Genomic DNA, 14,517 nt, shown 5'->3' on the forward strand with positions numbered 1-14,517 from the left:
AGCAATGGCCTACACCCCGGCGACGATTCAACTTCTCAGCCCGGAGGGGACCATCGTCACGAACGATGCGACCGAGCAGTACCTCCCGATCATCGAGAAGCTCTCCGACGAACAGCTGCGCGAGTTCCACCGCCAGATGGTGGTGATCCGCAGGTTCGACGTCGAGGCGGGCAACCTGCAGCGCCAGGGCCAGCTCGGCCTGTGGATTCCGAGCATCGGGCAGGAGGGCGCGCAGGTCGGCTCCGGCTTCGCCGCCCGCCCGCAGGACCACATCTTCCCCGCCTACCGCGAGCACGTCGTCGCGCGCATCCGCGGCGTGGAGCCGATGCGCATCATCGAGATGCTGCGCGGCCTCAGCCACGGCGGCTGGGATCCGAAGGAGAACGGCAACTTCCACCTCTACACGCTCGTCATCGGTTCGCAGACGCTGCACGCCACCGGCTACGCGATGGGCATCCAGTTCGACGGAGCCACCGCAACGGGCAACCCGGACACCGACGAGGCAGCCGTCGTCTACTTCGGCGACGGCGCATCGAGCCAGGGGGATGTCAGCGAGGCCCTGGTCTTCGCGGCGAGCTACCAGACGCCGCAGGTCTTCTTCCTACAGAACAACCACTGGGCCATCTCCGTGCCCGTCAGCCGCCAGTCGCGCAGCCCGCTCTACCTCCGCGCGTCGGGCTTCGGCATCCCGGGGGTGCAGATCGACGGCAACGACGTGCTCGCCAGCTACGCCGTCACCACGGCGAACCTCGACGTCGCCCGTTCCGGCGGCGGGCCCGGCTTCATCGAGGCCCTCACCTACCGCATCGGGGCGCACACCACGAGTGACGACCCCAGCAAGTATCGGGATGAGTCGGAGCTCGACTTCTGGGTCAAGCACGACCCGATCCCCCGCTTCGAGGCCTACCTCCGCAGCCGCGGGGAGGGCGACGCCTTCTTCGCGGAGGTCGCGCAGGAGGGCGAGGACCTGGCCGCCGACGTGCGTCGCCGCACCCTCGCGCTCGGTGGCCTGCCGAACTCGAAGATCTTCAGCAACGTGTACTCGGAGCAGCATCAGCTGATGGACGAACAGTCGGCGTGGCTCGAACGGTACGAGGCATCCTTCGAGGAGGCCGGACAGTGAGCACCGAATCCCTGAGCATGGCCAAGGCCCTCAACCTGGGGCTGCAGAAGGCGCTCGCCGACGACCCGAAGGTTCTCCTCATGGGTGAGGACATCGGTCGCCTCGGTGGTGTGTTCCGCGTGACCGAGGGGCTCCAGGCGGAGTTCGGCGACAAGCGGGTGCTCGACACTCCGCTCGCCGAGTCCGGCATCGTCGGAAGCGCCATCGGTCTCGCCATGCGCGGGTACCGGCCCGTGTGCGAGATCCAGTTCGACGGCTTCATCTTCCCCGGCTTCGACCAGATCACCTCGCAGCTGGCCAAGCTCACCTACCGTCACGAGGGCAGCCTGAGCATGCCGGTCGTGATCCGCGTGCCGTACGGCGGCCACATCGGTGCCGTCGAGCACCACCAGGAGAGCCCCGAGGCGTACTTCGCGCACACTCCCGGACTCCGCGTCGTGAGTCCCGCGAGCCCGCACGATGCCTACTGGATGATCCAGGAGGCGATCGCGTCCAACGACCCCGTGCTGTTCTTCGAACCGAAGAGCCGGTACTGGCCGAAGGGCGAGGTGGACCTCGAGAACCCCGGCATCCCGCTGCACGCCAGTCGCGTGGTGCGCACGGGCACCGAGATCACGCTGCTCGGCTACGGCCCGACGGTGTCGCTGCTGCTGCAGGCCGCGGAGCTCGCAGCCGAGGAGGGCACGAGCGCGGAGGTCATCGACCTTCGTTCGATCTCGCCCATCGACTACGCGCCCATCGTCGAGTCCGTGCAGAAGACGGGCCGCCTGGTCATCGCCCAGGAGGCTCCCGGCTTCGTCTCGGTCGGCTCCGAGATCGCGGCGACCATCGCCGAGCGCTGCTTCTACAACCTCGAGGCTCCCGTCCTGCGCGTCGCCGGCTTCGACACCCCGTTCCCTCCCGCCAAACTCGAAACGACCTACCTGCCCGATGTCGACCGCGTGCTCGAAGCTGTCGACCGCGCCATGGCGTACTAAGGAGCTTCCCCTTGTCTGAGTTTCTGCTTCCCGATGTGGGTGAGGGCCTGACCGAGGCCGAGATCGTCGCCTGGAAGGTCAAGGCCGGCGACACCGTCTCGATCAACCAGGTACTCGTGGAGATCGAGACGGCCAAGTCGCTCGTCGAACTGCCGTCCCCCTTCGAGGGAAAGGTGTCCGCGCTGCTCGTCGACGAGGGGCAGACCGTTGAGGTCGGCACCGCGATCATCTCCGTCGACGGGGATGTCCCTGCCACCCCAGCACCGGAGCCCGAGCCCGCAGCGATCATCACCGACACCGCCGCGACCGTCGCCTCGGAGGGTGCGCCCGCGGAGGACACGTCTGGCGCGGTGCTCGTCGGCTACGGCTCGGCTGGGCACGGAGTGTCCCGTCGCAAGCGCGGCGCCGGTGCACCGCCAGCGCCCGTGGTCGCCCCGCCTGCCGCGCCCGCGGCGCGGCCGTCGAGTGTTCCCGCTGCCGCGGCATCCGCCATCATCGCGAAGCCGCCGATCCGCAAGCTCGCCAAGGACCTCGGCGTGGACCTGACGACGGTGCTCGCGACCGGCCTCGCCGGCGAGATCACCCGCGACGACGTCATCCGCCAGGCGTCGCAGGCGAGCGTGTTCCGCAACATCGAGACGCCGGAGTGGGGTGCCGAGCGCGAGGAGGTCATCCCCGTCAAGGGCGTGCGCAAGGCGATCGCGACCGCGATGGCCAAGAGCGCGTTCACGGCCCCGCACGTCAGCGTCTTCGTCGACGTGGATGCCACGCGCACCATGGAGTTCGTCAAGCGCCTGAAGAACTCGCCCGACTTCGCCGGCATCCGGGTCTCCCCGCTGCTCATCGCCGCGAAGGCTGCGATCTGGGCGATCCGCCGCAACCCCTCGGTGAACTCGACGTTCACCGACAAGGAGATCACGGTCCACCACTACGTGAACCTCGGTATCGCCGCGGCGACCCCACGCGGACTTGTCGTGCCGAACGTCAAGGATGCGCACACCCTCTCGCTGAAGGATCTCGCGCTGTCGCTCGAGCAGCTCACGATCACCGCACGGGATGGCAAGTCCACCCCCGCGGACATGGCGGGAGGCACGTTCACCATCACCAACCTCGGCTCGTTCGGCATGGACACGGGAACCCCGATCCTGAACCCCGGCGAGGTGGGCATCCTCGTGCTCGGCACGATCAAGCAGAAGCCGTGGGTCGTCGACGGCGAGGTGCGTCCTCGTTTCGTCACCACGCTCGGTGGCAGCTTCGACCACCGTGTGGTTGACGGCGACGTCGTGAGCCGCTTCGTGGCCGACGTCGCGAGCGTGCTCGAGGAGCCCGCCCTGCTCCTGGACTGAACGCGTCTGCAGTTGAGTCCGGCGCAGCTGTGTTACGGTACTGATAACGAATCTCATTACCGTTCGCTTAGAAAGCACCACCATGAAGCAACTCGCCGTTCTCGCTGCCTCCGTCCTGATCCTTGCGGGATGCGCCGCTACCCCAGCCCCTGAGGCCGAGAGTGACCGCGTCACCGTCGTCGCCTCCACCAACGTCTACGGCAACATCGCTTCCGCCGTCGGCCGCGAGCACCTCGACGTGACCAACATCATCTACAGCCCCTCGCAGGACCCGCACAGCTACGAGGCCTCCGCCCGAGACCGCAAGGCGGTGGATGACGCGGACCTCGTGATCCTCAACGGTGGTGGCTACGACACCTTCATGGAGACCCTGGTCGAGGCATCCGCCACGTCCGCCCCGGTGATCAACGCGGTGGAGGTCTCCGGCCTGCTGCCCGCGGATGCCGCGGAAGACGATGACCACGCCGAGGGCGAGGACGACCACGATCACATCGAGGGCTTCAACGAGCACGTCTGGTACAGCCTCACCGCCATGGGCCGTCTCGCCGACCAGATCGCCACCGACCTCGGCACGATCGACCCCGACAATGCGAGCACCTACGCCGCGAACGCCCAGGAGTTCGTGAACCAGATCGGGATCCTCCAGGACAAGGCGGAGAGCCTCATCCCCAAGGCAGCGGGTCGCAGCGTCGCCCTCACCGAGCCGGTTCCCGGGTACCTCATCGACACGATCGGTCTCGTCAACGCCACCCCAGAGGCCTTCACCGAGGCGATCGAGGAGGGGTCGGATGTGCCGCCGCTCGCTCTTCAGGAGACGCTCGACCTCATCACCTCGAAGTCGGTGATCATGCTCGGCTACAACGAGCAGACCTCGAGCCCCGAGACCGAGAAGCTGCGGGATGCCGCGGAGGATGCCGACATCAACGTCGCCTCCTTCACCGAAACACTGCCCGACGGTTACGACTACATCTCGTGGATGAGCCGGGTCAACATCGCGCAGATCGAGGAAGCACTCATCTAGTGGCCACTCCCGCACTCGAGATCCACGAGGGCGCGCTCAGCTTCGGCGGGCGCGCCCTGTGGCGTGCGCTCGACCTGTCGGTCGCGCCGGGGGAGTTCCTTGCGGTGCTCGGCGCCAACGGGTCGGGCAAGACGAGCCTGCTCCGCACCATCCTCGGCCAGCAGCCGCTGGACTCGGGAACGATCTCGGTGGGCGGAGCACCCGTTCGGCGCGGTGACCGGCGCATCGGGTACATTCCGCAGCAGCGCATCGTGGCACCGGGAACGCCGCTGCGCGGCCGCGATCTCGTCACGCTCGGGGTCAACGGGCACCGCTTCGGCCTGCCGATCACCTCGGCCGCGGATCGCGCACGCGTGGATGCCGCGATCGCCGCCGTCGGGGCGACCGAGTACGCCGAGCAGCCGATGGGCACACTGAGCGGCGGGGAACAGCAACGACTGCGGGTCGCGCAGGCCACGGCATCCGACCCGCTCCTGCTTCTCGCGGACGAGCCGCTCACGAGTCTCGACCTCGCGCACCAGCGAGGGGTGGCCGAGCTCATCGATGAGCAGCGCAGGGAGAACGACACCGCCGTCGTCTTCGTCACGCACGATGTGAACCCGGTGCTCGGCATGGTCGATCGTGTGCTGTACCTCGCGCAGGGCCGTTTCACGGTGGGTACGCCCGACGAGGTGCTGCGCTCCGAGGTGCTGAGTGACCTCTACGGCACGCCCGTCGAGGTGCTGCGGCGCGAGGGGCGAGTGTTCGTCGCCGGCGCAACGGATGTGGGGCACCACTGATGATCTTCGACTTCAGCGACTACGGCGAGCTGCTTGTGCTCGTGCAGGCCTCCGTCTACGCGGGCGCGGTGCTCGGCATCGCGGGCGGCCTCATCGGTGTTTTCGTCATGCAGCGCGACATGGCCTTCGCCGTGCACGGCATCAGCGAGCTCTCGTTCGCGGGTGCGGCAGCTGCCCTGCTCCTGGGGGCGAATGTGGTGCTCGGCTCGGTGGTCGGCTCGCTCGTGGCGGCCGGGATCATCGGACTACTCGGGGCCCGGGCGCGGGACCGCAACTCGATCATCGGGGTGCTCATGCCGTTCGGCCTGGGCCTCGGCATCCTCTTCCTCGCCCTCTACCCCGGACGCAGCGGCAATAAGTTCGGCCTGCTCACCGGCCAGATCGTGTCCGTCGACTTCCCGCAGCTGGGGCTGCTCATCGGCATCTCGATCGCGGTACTCGCGGTGCTCCTGGTGATCTGGCGGCCGCTGACCTTCGACAGCCTCGATCCCGATGTCGCCGCCGCACGCGGTGTGCCGTCGCGCGCGCTGAGCTTCACGTTCATGCTGTTGCTCGGGCTGACGATCGCGGTCTCGGTGCAGGTGATCGGTGCGCTGCTCGTGCTCGCCCTGCTCGTGACGCCCGCCGCTGCAGCGCTGCGTGTCTCGTCGTCGCCCATCCTCGTGCCCGTGCTCAGCATGGTGTTCGGGTTCGTGTCCGCGGTCGGCGGCATCCTCATCGCGATCGGCAGTTCGCTGCCGATCAGTCCCTTCATCACGACCATCTCGTTCGCGATCTATTTGATCTGCCGAGTGATCGGCGCGCGGCGAGTGCCCAAACGTAAGGTGGAAGCATGGCGGTGAAGCGCAACACCTGGCAACGCGAGGCGGTTCGCGAAGCGCTCGGCGAGTCCGAGGCGTTCGTGAGCGCGCAGGCGTTGCACTCCGCGCTGCGGGAGAGCGGGTCATCCATTGGACTGGCCACCGTGTACCGCGCGCTCGCCGACCTCGCGACCGAGGGCGAGGCCGACTCGCTGCAGCAGGAGGGTGAGAGCCTCTACCGCGCCTGCACGCCGGGCACGCATCACCACCACCTGATCTGCCGCAACTGTGGTCTCACCGTGGAGATCGAGGCGGATGCCGTCGAGGAGTGGGCGCGCACGGTCGCGGCCGAGCACGGCTTCACACAGCCGAACCACGTCGTGGACGTGTTCGGTCTTTGCGCGAACTGCTCGCGCTAGGTCTTCTCTGTGCCGCGCGCTCGCCAGGCCTTGATGGCGAGCTGCGTTGCGGCAAACAGCACGAGTGCCGCGAAGAGGATGTGCGAGACGATCGTGGGCATCAGGTGTGCCACGACCACGCCGGGGTAGGAGGCGAGAGCCGCAGCGGCGCCCAGGATCAGCCCGTCGAGGGGCTTCACGAGACGCGCGCGGGTGTTCGCGATCGTGCCCGTGATCGACGTTGGGATCATCGCCAGCAGCGAGGTGCCCTTGGCGATGAGCTCGCTCACCCCGAAGAGACCGACGAGGGCAGGCACGATGATCACGCCGCCGCCGATGCCGAACAAGCCCGAGGCGACGCCCACGACGAGTCCGAGCCCGATAAGGCCGGCGATCGACCAGAAGCCGAACTCGATGGATGCGTCGGACTCCGGTGAGGCGAAGAGCATGCGAGCCGCCACGAGCACGAGCAGCACCACGAACATCCATCGCAGCCAGCCGAGGGACAGCTGACGCAGGAGACGGGTACCGATGAGCGCACCCACGATTCCGCCGACCGCCACGAGCGCACCGGCGAGCAGATCGACGTGTCCCTCGATGCCGTAGGTGATCGCCCCGACGATGGCCGCGGGCAGCACTCCCGCGAGGGAGAGCGCGGCTGCTCGACGCTGGTCGAGCCCGATCAGGAGGATCAGCAGGGGCACCATGAGGATGCCGCCGCCGATGCCGAACGTGCCCGACAGGAATCCTCCCAGGATGCCAACGCCAACGAGCGAGAGGATGCGCCGAGTCATCGCACCAGCGTAACCGTCACGCCGGGCCTGCTTGAGCGGCTGCGGCGCTATCGGCGGTCGCGTCGCGCTGCGAACGCCATCGCGAGCATGCTGAGCTTGGCGCGCGACAGCGATTCACCCTGCACGACGTCGCGGATCGTCCGCAGCGCGTAGGCGGGGCCCTGCACGAGGAACGTCGTCACGACACTCTCCTCCCAGGCGGCCAGTTCGTCGCGGATCTTCTCGGGCGGGCCGACGAGCGCGAGCTCCTCGACGAGCTTCGTCGGCACGGCCGCGATCGCCTCCTTCTTCTTGCCCGCCAGGTACAGCTCCTGGATCACGTCGCTCTCGGCCGAGTACCCGAGACGATCGATCACGTCGCGGTGGAAGTTGGCGCCCTTCGCCCCCATGCCCCCGATGTACAGGGCGAGCATCGGTCGCACGAGGTCGGCAGCCGCCTCCACGTCGGGGTGCGGAACGACGGGCATCGGCAGCACGACCTCGAACTGCTCGCGCGGGCTCAGCTCTGGCGAGCGCAGGGCGAAACCGGCCTCGAGGTTGGTGTGTGCCTCGTCCAGCGCGTTGCGGGACAGCAGGAACGGGATCCACCCGTCGGCGATCTCGGCTGCCAGTGCGACGTTCTTCGGTCCCTCCGCCGCGAGGTAGATGGGCAGGTCGGCGCGGAGCGGGTGAACAGTGGACTTGAGCGGTTTGCCCAGGTTCGTGGCATCCGCACCCGTGTAGGGGAGGGGATAGTGGGGGCCTGTGGATGTCACGGGCTCCTGCCGCGCAAGCACCTCACGCACGATCCCGATGTACTCCCGCGTGCGCGCGAGTGGCTTGGGGTAGGGCTGGCCGTACCATCCCTCGACGACCTGCGGACCGGAGGCACCAAGACCCAGGATGAAACGGCCACCCGACAGGTGATCGAGGGTGATCGCGGCCATCGCCGCCGCTGCCGGGGGCCGCGCGGAGAGCTGCGCGATCGCGGTGCCGAGCTTGATGCGCTTCGTGCGCGAACCCCACCAGGCCAGCGGGGTGAGGGCGTCGGAGCCGTAGGCCTCGCTGGTCCAAACGGACTCGTAGCCGAGGCGCTCGGCTGTGCGGATGGCCTTGAGCGCGTCCTTCGGGGGGCCGGCGCTCCAGTACCCCGTCGAGTAGCCGATGCGCATGGTGCCTCCGTTGGTTGCAGCGTGGGTTCCAGCGTAATCGGGGGCGGGTTTCGATAACGCCGGGCTGCGCCGCGGCTACTCAACCCACAGATGCCCCGAATGCGCGGCCCTCCGCTGGTTGAGTAGCGCCGCAGGCACCCTCCGCAGGCACCCTCTGCTGGTTGAGTAGCGCCGCAGGCGCGTATCGAAACTTCACCCACGCGCAGCACAGGCCACCTACGGCGCGGGCTCCTCCAGCGTGCCGCTCTCCTGGAACTCCTCCCAGCCGACCTCGCCCTCGGGGTCGGTCATCTCGCCGTCGGTCGTCGGCATGCTCTGGCTGTCGAACTGGCCGTCATCGGCGGTCGGATCTGCCGTCGTACCCTCGATCTCGATCTCGACCTCGGCCTTGTCGTGGTGGTCACGCTCGTCGTGCATCTCAGTCCTCACGCGGTTCGTCGTCGAGGGGAACCTCGAGCGACTGCTCGATCACGTCCGCCTCGTTGGCGTCGACGCTATCGCTGATCCCGGGGTTCGGCGCTGTGTCGGCCGGCGCCTCGGGGTCGAGGGTCGACGGGATCTCGAGGCGCGACTGCTCGAGCGCATCGGCTTCGGGCACGGCATCCTCGGCGCTGCCGCCGAGATCGGTGCGATCCGGGTTGTCGAACAGTGGATCACTGGTCATGATGCATCCCTTCGGTTCATGGGGTGTCGCTCGCGACTAGCCCTTGTGCGCGTTCTTGGAGTTGTCGCCGTCGGGGCCGAAGTTCTCCGCCTCGTAGGCGCCGTAGCCGTCCGCTGTCTCCTCGGTTTCGGCCACCTCCTCGGACTTCGTCGGCTTGGTGGTCTCGTCGTTCTTCGCGTCAGACATGATTGCCCCTTCCTGTCTCCACGGTGCGCCCTGCCGGGGAGGGGGTCAACCACTACCGCGAGACGGCCGAGTGCGCTAGCGCGACGTCAGGACTTGGTGCGGCGGCCCATCCGTGCGGCGAGGAAGGCTGCGGCGCCGAGGCCGAGCAACCCGAAGCCGAGTAGCACGGCAGCCGTGGCATCCGCGGGCCCTGTCGCGGCGAGTGCAGCCGTGCGCACGACGCTCAGGGTGTCGCTGAACGACCGGCCGGACTCGAGCCCTACGCCGTGGACCGTGTGCGACCCAGCGGCGGCGCTTGCCGGAATCGTCACTGTCGAGCTGAAGTCTCCGGATGCATCGGCCACCGCCGTGCCGAGCTGAAGCGTCACGCCTCCGAGCCGCAGCTCCAAGCGCACGGTCTCGCCCGGGTGGAACCCGGACCCCGTGACGTCCACGGCGTCGCCCGGCGCGGCCTCATCCACCGACGCGGTCACGTGGAAGGCGGACTGCACTGCCGTGGTCGTGAGGGCGGTCAGGTTTGCGACCCCCTGCTCATTCGGGTGGAGAGCGCCAAGTTTGACGCACACGTAGGCGTCCGCCTCCGGCAGGTAGCCGCTCTCGCACGTGGACGAGTCGAGGTTCACGTAGGCGGTGAGTCCCCAGATCCACGGGTCGTCCGAGCACAGCGTGTTGTTCGCGGAGGAGGCCCAGCTGGAGACGAAGTGGAACCCGTGGGCTTCGGCCTGGCTCTGGAGTGTGGCATCCAGTGCGCCCTCGACGGTGTTGATGAACTCGATGTCGGTGCCGGAGAACGGCACGGCGTTGTCGTTGTCCATCGACGAGAAGCACGCGTCGGTGGCGTTCGCCGGGGCGATCTGCGGGTAGCCCACCACGAACACCTGTGCGTTGGGGGCCAGCTGTTTCACGGCGTCGAACGTGCTCTGGATGCGCGGCTCCACGTCTCCCGAGAGGCGGGTGAAGAGGTCGGCACCGAGGTACGTGGTGTCGTTGCCGAAGTAGTCGGCGCAGTTCGTGACATCCGCCCCCACCTCGTAGTAGAGGTAGAGCGGCACGCTGCCGGAGTCGACGTCCTCCCGGATGCACGCCGTGGCGATGTCCGCGAAGCCGAGGTCGTTGCCGCCGATCGCCAGCGTCACGATGTCGGTGTCGGCGCTCAGGCCAGCGATTTGGAGCTCGGGCGCGGTCATGCCCGAGAGCGTCACCTGAAGTTGGTCGCCCGCTGGCAGCTCGGGCAGTGGGTCCGAGCTCACCGGAATCGGGAAGCTCGCGCCGCTCGGATAACCGAGGTTCGCACTGATCGCGCCACTGCACGTCTGGTCGGTGAGGTCGAGCTTCAAGGCGGATGCCACGTTGTGCGGGTAGTTCGCGTCCGCCTGGTAGCACCCGTTGGGGTCGCCCGCGAACGGGCTCGCGCTGGAGTAGGGCGTGAGGCCGAAGCCGGCGGAGTAGGAGTCTCCGAGGGATACGTACTCGAGGCCGTCGAGCTCACCCGGTGCTGCGGCGGTGGCTGGCACCGCTCCAACGACGGCGAGGCTTGCGAGGGCGAGCAGGGATACCCAGGATGCGCGGCGCATGCTCGAAGGCTAGCGAGTTACTCGGGCGAGCCGCCAGAGTCGGCCGTGTACTCGTCATCCGTGGCGGGCTCGTCGGAGTCGACGACGATGGGCGGCGTCCACTCCTCCGTGGCCTCGTCGCTGGTTCCGTCGGTCTGGTTGTCGGCCGGGCGCGGCTTGTCATCCACGGTGGTCGTCGCCTCCGAAGTCGTGCGCCTCGAACGCGCGGTGGTGGTCGGCTGGCTCCTCGTGGTGTTCCGGCTCGCTGAAGTTGCTCAGGGGCGCCTCCGCGGCGGGCACGGGAGCCACCCAGTACTCGGGGCCTGCGTTGAACGTGGTGGGTGTGGCATCCATCTCGATCCTCCTCGATCGTGTGGCTTTCACCACAGGATGCTCCTGCCGCGCACGGAAACGTAGGGCTTGATTCCGTGCCGTCAACGCGCTAGCTGGTGCGGGTGCGACGTACGCTCGAAGCATGACGCCTCCTCTGGTCAGAGTCGTGCGCGGTGACATCACGCAGCAGGCCGTGGACGCCATCGTCAACGCCGCCAGCCCGCAGATGCGCGGCGGCGGGGGAGTGGATGGCGCGATCCACCGCGCCGCGGGGCCCGGGCTGCTCCGCGAGAACATCGAGCGCTTCCCGCACGGCCTTCCGGTGGGCGGCGCCGGGTGGACGACGGCGCACGAGCTGCCGGCGAGCTGGGTCATCCACACGGTCGGGCCAGTGTACGGACGCGGGAGCCGCAGCCAGTTGGTCGACGCGTACGCGAACTCGCTGCGGGTGGCGGACGAGCTGGGCGCCGAGACGGTCGCGTTCCCCCTGGTGAGCGCAGGGGTGTACGGCTGGCCGCGGGTCGACGCGATCCATGCGGGGTTCGATGGGATCGCGGCATCCGGAACCTCGGTGCGCGAGGTGATCCTCGTGACGCCGACCGAGGAGGCGACGCACGAGGTCGAGGCCGCGCTCTGGCGAGTGACGCCGCTGCGCATCCTGCAGTCGATGCGGGTGCTGCACGAGCGCGGCATCGAGAACGCACGGCTCACCGCGGGGATGAGCCCCTCGGGAATGTACTGGCGCGGCAGTGTGTGGCTCGGCGACCGCGAAGTGGTCGGCTACACGACCGGCAACGGACCCGATGTGGCGGGCATGGATGTCACGGCCGCCACCACCCCGGATGCGCTCGCCGACCACCTCCTCGCGCTCCACCCCGACCTCACGCCCGAGCGCGACCCGGCCTACACGCAGTGGTACCGCGAACTCCTCGCTCTAGTGGAGGAGAGGTACGCACTCCCCATCGCGTTCGCGGACTACTTCGATGCGACGGACGGCTGGGAGGTCGGGTGGGGCAGCGGTGTGCGGCATCCGCACCCGCCGGAGTGACGGTCGAGAGTGCAGCTCTAGCCACCAGACTCGGCAGGGACTAGGCGCAACTGCGTTCTCGAGCGCTACGCCTCGAGGTCGAACTCGGCGGCGGGCGAGAGGATGCCGTTGGCCTGCACGGTCACGGAGTGGCGGCCCGGGTAGTACGTGCGCGTCGTGATGGGCCGGAATGAGTGTGTCTTTCCCACGAACACGCTCTCACCGGGCGCGAGCCGGCGTGACGCGAGCTTGAAGGTCTTGGGGCTGAGCATCCCGTTCGCCCGCACGAACGCGATCGAGTAGTCGATCGCCACGATGGCTTCGCTGTCGCCGTTGTTGGTGACCACCGCTGAGAACTCGATGGTCCCACCTGCCGGCACCGATGCAGTGGAGACTGTCGGGCGAGCCACCTCCAACCCGTCGCCGGTGTAGCCGAGCAACGCGAGCGCCTGAGGGTCGGCTTTCTTAACGAGGGTGCGGAGGCCGTGTCGGATAACCCAGGGCGTGTTCGCGTCCGGGCTGTCGCGCCATCCCCGCGCGACCTCCGCGACGAGGGCCGGATCGGTTCGGCTGAGGTCGTTGAGGTGGTTGGCTGTCGACCGGCGCACGTAGTCCTCCGGATCGCGATAGCTGGCGTCGATGATCGCTCGCGTGGCACCCGGATGGGCGATGAGCCACGGAACGCGCCGCGCCCAGGGGAGGTAGGAGCGGGATCCTTCCGTCGCGAGCCTGCGCACGTGCTCGTTGTCGTGAGCCGTCCAGCCGCGCATGATGTCGAGCGCGCGTTCCGGGCGGGCATTGAGGAGGTCGCGGATCGCGAACTCGCTACTGAGGCCGACCGTCAACCGTGCGAGCAGTTCCATCCCGGCATCGAAGTCCGAGTCCGAGCCGCTCTCGAGTGCACGTGCCGATACGAACTCGGTCGTCGGCCAGATCATCCAACCAGCGAACCGCGGTTCTTCGAGTACGTCGAGCACGATCTGTTCTGCCGTCGCGAACCCCTCCGGAACGTCCCGAAGCAGTGCGTCGCGAACGATGTCCACGCGGTCTCGCAGTCGCTTCCCCTCGACCGCGTTCGCCGCCTCCGCGAGAGAGGACAGCTGCAGCCGCGGCGCCACCGAAGTGAGCGACTCCCGCAACCGCGCTATCACCGTCGGGTTGATCAACTCATCCATCGTTCCCACAGGGCCATCTTGTCCTCCACCCACGACGTCCGCGGTCGGAGCGCTGACGGGAGCTGCCCGGCCGTGCACCGGTTTCGCCTGGTGTGCAAACTGCCTGCTGCCAGGACAGGGACCGGCCTGTCCCTCCGGTAACGTGAGCTGCAATCGGGTCTTCCGTGCCCTGAGCTGGAGACAATCGCGACATGACCTGGAACCCGCTGCGACTCACCCAGAAGCGGTGGAAGGCCGTCTACATCGTGGGCGGATATCTGGTGATCTTCGTGATCAACGTTCTGCTCCCTCAGGGTGGCGGACTGGCCATCATCACGCTGATTCTGGATGTCGCGTGGATATACGGAGGCACCCGCATCTTCCGCGGCGCCGGCGAGCTGGTTCAACCACCGCGGCCTTGGTGGCGGATGACTGCCCGCCCGCGCGCCGGCTTCGTGCTCGGCATCCTCGTTTTCGCGCCAGCTGTGGCCGCCTACATCGCGCTCGTCGCGACCGAGCCTCTTGTGCCCGCGTGGTGGCTGCTCATGCTGGAGAACGTGGTGTGGGCCGCTCTCTACGTTTCGTCGTCGGTGCGCCTCACGCGCGGTGCGGCGCCCGAGGCTACGCCAGCTAGCTCTCGTCCGTAGCGCCGGTCTCTAGCGGAGATGGCTCGGGGATGGTTTCAAACCGCGCCCGAGCAACCGCAACCCACACCAGACTGCACAGCAGTCCGTGCCCAGCTAGAAGAAAGTAGACGGCGTTCGCCATGTCGGGGGTCGCAAGCGACATGGACAGAAAGAGTCCGCCGACCAGAAGCAGCGGCGTCAGCAGAATCGAGACACCCCACGCGGTGAGTCCGCGTCGCACCGGCGACGTCGCGTGAGCCAAGCGGAACGCGCCCCACGCGGCAACACCGAGCACGGGAATGGCGGCGAGGGATGTCGCGGCCCACACGAACGGAGCGCGTGCGGGTTCGTCGTACATCTGGGACTGCTGCGTCGCCCAGAGTCCGAGAGTGCCGGTACTGACCGCGTAGGCGAGCGCCGCGCCAACGAAGAACCCGACGATGCCCAGGGCCAGGAGCGCCCGCTTGTTGGTGATCACCGCTCAATACTTGCAGCATCAGCCATGCTACAAGTGCTCGTTCAGGTCTCTCCCCCGATCGAGAACTCAGTTTGCAGCAGTTGCCGAGTCTCTGACTAGACGCAAGT

The 14,517-nt window shown here is 68.0% G+C and carries 19 protein-coding genes; 9 read left to right on the forward strand and 10 right to left on the reverse strand.

Annotated elements, in window-relative coordinates; genetic code table 11:
- The first annotated feature begins 4 nt into the window (after positions 1–4).
- From HDC94_RS02475 to HDC94_RS02505, 7 genes are all read left to right on the forward strand, one after another.
- The gene (locus HDC94_RS02475; protein ID WP_179494564.1) at positions 5–1,123 is read left to right on the forward strand and encodes a thiamine pyrophosphate-dependent dehydrogenase E1 component subunit alpha; all 1,119 of its coding nucleotides are present in this window, start codon (positions 5–7) and stop codon (positions 1,121–1,123) included.
- 17 nt (positions 1,124–1,140) lie between these two features.
- Complete coding sequence (locus tag HDC94_RS02480) at positions 1,141–2,100, forward strand: alpha-ketoacid dehydrogenase subunit beta (RefSeq protein ID WP_179498781.1); 960 nt, start codon at positions 1,141–1,143, stop codon at positions 2,098–2,100.
- An 11-nt stretch (positions 2,101–2,111) separates the two neighbouring features.
- Positions 2,112–3,446 carry a dihydrolipoamide acetyltransferase family protein gene (locus HDC94_RS02485; RefSeq protein WP_179494566.1) on the forward strand — a complete coding sequence of 445 codons (1,335 nt, stop codon included), beginning with the start codon at positions 2,112–2,114 and terminating at the stop codon, positions 3,444–3,446.
- An 82-nt stretch (positions 3,447–3,528) separates the two neighbouring features.
- Positions 3,529–4,467 carry a metal ABC transporter solute-binding protein, Zn/Mn family gene (locus tag HDC94_RS02490; protein WP_179494568.1) on the forward strand — a complete coding sequence of 313 codons (939 nt, stop codon included), beginning with the start codon at positions 3,529–3,531 and terminating at the stop codon, positions 4,465–4,467.
- Positions 4,467–5,246, forward strand: a complete 780-nt coding sequence (locus HDC94_RS02495; protein WP_179494569.1) for a metal ABC transporter ATP-binding protein — start codon at positions 4,467–4,469, stop codon at positions 5,244–5,246. Before HDC94_RS02490 ends, HDC94_RS02495 begins: the two co-directional genes overlap by 1 nt.
- The gene (locus HDC94_RS02500; protein WP_179494571.1) at positions 5,246–6,088 is read left to right on the forward strand and encodes a metal ABC transporter permease; all 843 of its coding nucleotides are present in this window, start codon (positions 5,246–5,248) and stop codon (positions 6,086–6,088) included. The genes HDC94_RS02495 and HDC94_RS02500 overlap by 1 nt, the downstream gene beginning before the upstream one ends.
- Positions 6,079–6,465 (forward strand): Fur family transcriptional regulator, encoded by a 387-nt coding sequence (locus tag HDC94_RS02505; protein ID WP_179494573.1) that lies wholly within the window; start codon positions 6,079–6,081, stop codon positions 6,463–6,465. Before HDC94_RS02500 ends, HDC94_RS02505 begins: the two co-directional genes overlap by 10 nt.
- Here the strand turns inward: HDC94_RS02505 and HDC94_RS02510 are convergent.
- The 8 genes from HDC94_RS02510 to HDC94_RS02545 form a co-directional block, all read right to left on the reverse strand.
- The gene (locus tag HDC94_RS02510) at positions 6,462–7,238 is read right to left on the reverse strand and encodes a sulfite exporter TauE/SafE family protein (RefSeq protein ID WP_179494575.1); all 777 of its coding nucleotides are present in this window, start codon (positions 7,236–7,238) and stop codon (positions 6,462–6,464) included. The genes HDC94_RS02505 and HDC94_RS02510 overlap by 4 nt on opposite strands.
- A gap of 47 nt (positions 7,239–7,285) precedes the next feature.
- Positions 7,286–8,389, reverse strand: a complete 1,104-nt coding sequence (locus HDC94_RS02515; protein WP_179494577.1) for an LLM class F420-dependent oxidoreductase — start codon at positions 8,387–8,389, stop codon at positions 7,286–7,288.
- A gap of 216 nt (positions 8,390–8,605) precedes the next feature.
- Positions 8,606–8,806, reverse strand: coding sequence for a hypothetical protein (locus HDC94_RS02520; RefSeq protein WP_179494579.1), 201 nt, complete (start codon positions 8,804–8,806; stop codon positions 8,606–8,608).
- A gap of 1 nt (position 8,807) precedes the next feature.
- A complete protein-coding gene (locus HDC94_RS02525) occupies positions 8,808–9,053 on the reverse strand; it encodes a hypothetical protein (RefSeq protein WP_179494581.1) in 246 nt (81 codons plus the stop codon).
- Positions 9,054–9,089: 36 nt separating this feature from the next.
- On the reverse strand, positions 9,090–9,239 hold the full coding sequence (locus HDC94_RS02530) for a hypothetical protein (RefSeq protein WP_179494583.1): 150 nt from the start codon (positions 9,237–9,239) through the stop codon (positions 9,090–9,092).
- Positions 9,240–9,325: 86 nt separating this feature from the next.
- Complete coding sequence (locus tag HDC94_RS02535) at positions 9,326–10,813, reverse strand: SGNH/GDSL hydrolase family protein (protein ID WP_179494585.1); 1,488 nt, start codon at positions 10,811–10,813, stop codon at positions 9,326–9,328.
- Between the two features lie 17 nt (positions 10,814–10,830).
- Positions 10,831–10,980 carry a hypothetical protein gene (locus HDC94_RS02540; RefSeq protein ID WP_179494587.1) on the reverse strand — a complete coding sequence of 50 codons (150 nt, stop codon included), beginning with the start codon at positions 10,978–10,980 and terminating at the stop codon, positions 10,831–10,833.
- Complete coding sequence (locus HDC94_RS02545; RefSeq protein WP_179494588.1) at positions 10,973–11,146, reverse strand: hypothetical protein; 174 nt, start codon at positions 11,144–11,146, stop codon at positions 10,973–10,975. Before HDC94_RS02545 ends, HDC94_RS02540 begins: the two co-directional genes overlap by 8 nt.
- A gap of 121 nt (positions 11,147–11,267) precedes the next feature.
- On the opposite strand from HDC94_RS02545, the gene HDC94_RS14740 reads away from it, so the two are divergent.
- A complete protein-coding gene (locus HDC94_RS14740; RefSeq protein WP_179494590.1) occupies positions 11,268–12,173 on the forward strand; it encodes a macro domain-containing protein in 906 nt (301 codons plus the stop codon).
- Positions 12,174–12,238: 65 nt separating this feature from the next.
- Here the strand turns inward: HDC94_RS14740 and HDC94_RS02555 are convergent, their stop codons facing one another.
- The gene (locus HDC94_RS02555) at positions 12,239–13,327 is read right to left on the reverse strand and encodes a DNA alkylation repair protein (protein WP_179498783.1); all 1,089 of its coding nucleotides are present in this window, start codon (positions 13,325–13,327) and stop codon (positions 12,239–12,241) included.
- A gap of 191 nt (positions 13,328–13,518) precedes the next feature.
- Between HDC94_RS02555 and HDC94_RS02560 the strand changes: the two genes are divergently transcribed.
- Positions 13,519–13,953, forward strand: a complete 435-nt coding sequence (locus tag HDC94_RS02560; protein ID WP_179494592.1) for a hypothetical protein — start codon at positions 13,519–13,521, stop codon at positions 13,951–13,953.
- Here the strand turns inward: HDC94_RS02560 and HDC94_RS02565 are convergent.
- Positions 13,937–14,410: a hypothetical protein gene (locus HDC94_RS02565; RefSeq protein WP_179494594.1), complete on the reverse strand. Its 474-nt coding sequence runs from the start codon at positions 14,408–14,410 to the stop codon at positions 13,937–13,939. The two genes, HDC94_RS02560 and HDC94_RS02565, sit on opposite strands and share 17 nt — an antisense overlap.
- Positions 14,411–14,517: the final 107 nt, after the last annotated feature.

The sequence above is a fragment of the Leifsonia sp. AK011 genome (assembly GCF_013410945.1).
Classification (GTDB): Bacteria; Actinomycetota; Actinomycetes; order Actinomycetales; family Microbacteriaceae; genus Rhodoglobus.